Raw genomic sequence first — 2,648 nt, 5'->3', positions numbered from 1 at the left:
ACTGCGCGATCACGCCGGCATCCTCGAGCGCCTTCACGCGCCTTAGGCAGGCCGATGGCGACAGGTGGACACGCTGCGCCAGCTCCTGGTTGGAGATGCGGCCCTCGTGCTGGAGCACCTCCAGGATGGCCCGATCGATCGAATCCAGTTGCACGTCGGAGGCTTTGCTTCGCATCTTCTGCGCTGTTCTCCATACTTCATCGAATCATATTGCATGCGCGAGGGTGAACCCGGCGCGATTGCGCAAGCACATTGCGCCGGGGTTTCTCTAGACTCGACCCGTGCTCGATTGCACACTCGGTCGCATCGAGAACCAAGGAATCCAGGAGAGCCACGACATGAACAAAGCCATCGATCCCGCCGTGCTGGCGGTGGCCCAGGAGGGCTCGGTGCACCCCCACGCGATGGACGCCTACTGGATGCCGTTCACGGCCAACCGCCAGTTCAAGAAGGCGCCTCGCCTGCTGGCCAAGGCCAAGGACATGCACTTCTGGACGCCCGAGGGCCGCCAGATCCTCGACGGCATCGCCGGCCTGTGGTGCGTGAACGCCGGCCATGCGCGGCCGAAGATCGTGCAGGCCATCGCCGAGCAGGCCGCTGAGCTCGACTACGCACCGCCCTTCAACATGGCGCACCCCAAGGCCTTCGAACTGGCGGAGCGCCTGGTGCAGCTCACCCCCGCCGGCCTGAACAAGGTGTTCTTCACCAACTCCGGCTCGGAAGCGGTGGATACCGCGCTGAAGATGGCCATCGCCTACCACCGCGCCCGCGGCGAAGGCACGCGCACCCGGCTGATCGGCCGTGAGCGCGGCTACCACGGCGTGAATTTCGGCGGCATCTCGGTCGGCGGCATCGTCGGCAACCGCAAGCTTTTCGGCCCCGCACTGGGCGGCGTCGACCACCTGCGCCACACGCACGACCTGGCGCGCAACGCCTACTCGCGCGGCGTGCCGGAATACGGCGCCGAACTGGCCGACGACCTCGAGCGCATGGTGGCGCTGCACGACGCCTCGACCATCGCGGCGGTGATCGTCGAGCCGGTGGCCGGCTCCACCGGCGTGCTGCTGCCGCCCAAGGGCTACCTCGAGCGGCTGCGCGCGATCTGCGACAAGCACGGCATCCTGCTGATCTTCGACGAGGTCATCACCGGCTTCGGCCGCCTGGGCTCGCCGTTCGCGGCGCAGCACTTCGGCGTCACGCCCGACCTGATGACGGTGGCCAAGGGCATCAGCAACGGCTGCGTGCCGATGGGCGCGGTGTTCTGCAAGCAGCAGATCCACGACGTCTTCATGACCGGCCCCGAGCACCTGATCGAGTTCACCCACGGCTACACCTACTCGGCCCACCCGCTGGCCTGCGCGGCGGCACTGGGCACGCTGGACACCTATGCCGAGGAAGGCCTGCTGACGCGCGCCGCGCAGATGGCGCCGCACTTCGAGGAGGCGCTGCACTCGTTGAAGGGATCGCGCCACGTCATCGACGTGCGCAATATCGGCCTGGTGGGCGGCGTGGAGCTCGAGTCGATCCCGGGCCAGCCGGGCAAGCGCGCCTTCGACATCTTCCTCGAGTGCTGGCAGCGCGGCGTGCTGATCCGCACCACCGGAGACACGATCGCCTTCTCGCCGCCGCTGATCATCGAGAAGCAGCACATCGACCAGCTCGTCGGCACGCTCGCCGACGTGCTGAAGACCGCGGCCTGACCAGGCATTTATGTCGCTGCTCGAGACCGACCTCGAACTCACGAAGAACTCCTACTACGCGGCCACGGCGCCGCGTCGGCAGCGCTTCCCCGCGCTGCAGTCGAACGTCGATGCCGACGTGGCCGTGGTGGGCGGTGGCCTGGCCGGCCTGTCGGCCGCCATCGAGCTCGCCGACCGCGGCTACCGGGTGGTGGTGCTGGAGGCGCGCCAGGTCGGATGGGGCGCCTCGGGCCGCAATGGCGGGCAGGCGATTGCCGGGCTGGCCTGCGATCAGTCAGTGGTCGAGTCGCAACTCGGCCGCGACGATGCCCGGCGCGTGTGGGACATGACGATGGAAGCGCTGCGCCTGATCGGGCAGCGGCGCGAACGCTTCGGCATCGACTGCGACTGGCGCGGCGGCTACCTCGGCCTGGCCGTCAACGAGCGCAAGGCGCGCGAACTGCGCGCCTGGCACGACCAGATGCAGCGCGACTACGGCTACGAGACGCGCTGGATCGCACCGCAGGAGATGCAGCACTGGATCGCCAGCCCGCGCTTCCACAGTGGCATCCATGACCCCAGGGGCGGCCACCTGCACCCGCTCAAGTACAGCATGGGCCTGGCCGCCGCGGCCGCCTCGCTGGGCGTGCGCATCCACGAGGATTCCGGCGTCACCGCCATCGAGCCGGGACGCGTGGCCAAGGTGCGCACGGCGCAAGGCGGCGTCAGCGCCTCTCACGTGCTGCTGGCCGGCAACGTCTACCTGCAGGGCCTCGCGCCGGCGCTGGAATCGCGGGTGATGCCGGTCGGCACCTACATCGTCACCTCAGAGCCGATCGACCCGAAGCTCGCCGAATCGCTGATCCCTTCCGGCTCGGCGGTGTGCGACACCAACTTCGTGCTCGACTACTTCCGACCGACCGTCGACCACCGCATGCTCTACGGCGGCCGGGTGAGCTACAGCACCGC

At 68.5% G+C, this 2,648-nt stretch carries 3 protein-coding genes; 2 read left to right on the top strand and 1 reads right to left on the bottom strand.

What is annotated here, in order from left to right:
• A partial coding sequence (locus AB7U92_RS25610) for an Lrp/AsnC family transcriptional regulator (protein ID WP_428583444.1) occupies window positions 1-175 on the bottom strand: 175 nt, incomplete at its 3' end.
• Window positions 176-404: 229 nt separating this feature from the next.
• Between AB7U92_RS25610 and AB7U92_RS25605 the strand changes: the two genes are divergently transcribed.
• Window positions 405-1,700, top strand: a complete 1,296-nt coding sequence (locus tag AB7U92_RS25605) for an aspartate aminotransferase family protein (protein WP_428583442.1) — start codon at window positions 405-407, stop codon at window positions 1,698-1,700.
• 10 nt (window positions 1,701-1,710) lie between these two features.
• Window positions 1,711-2,648: NAD(P)/FAD-dependent oxidoreductase (locus tag AB7U92_RS25600; protein WP_428583440.1), on the top strand; the 938-nt coding region annotated here is incomplete at its 3' end.

Origin of the sequence: Piscinibacter sp. (assembly GCF_050175855.1) — a bacterium.
Classification (GTDB): Bacteria; Pseudomonadota; Gammaproteobacteria; order Burkholderiales; family Burkholderiaceae_C; genus Piscinibacter.
Note: the sequence above shows the minus strand (reverse complement) of the source record. Positions and strands in the feature narration are given on the sequence as shown.

Bases quoted from the DNA above. Each gene is read 5' to 3' on its own strand.
- AB7U92_RS25605 (WP_428583442.1), top strand. From the start codon at position 405: ATGGACGCCTACTGGATGCCGTTCACGGCCAACCGCCAGTTCAAGAAG.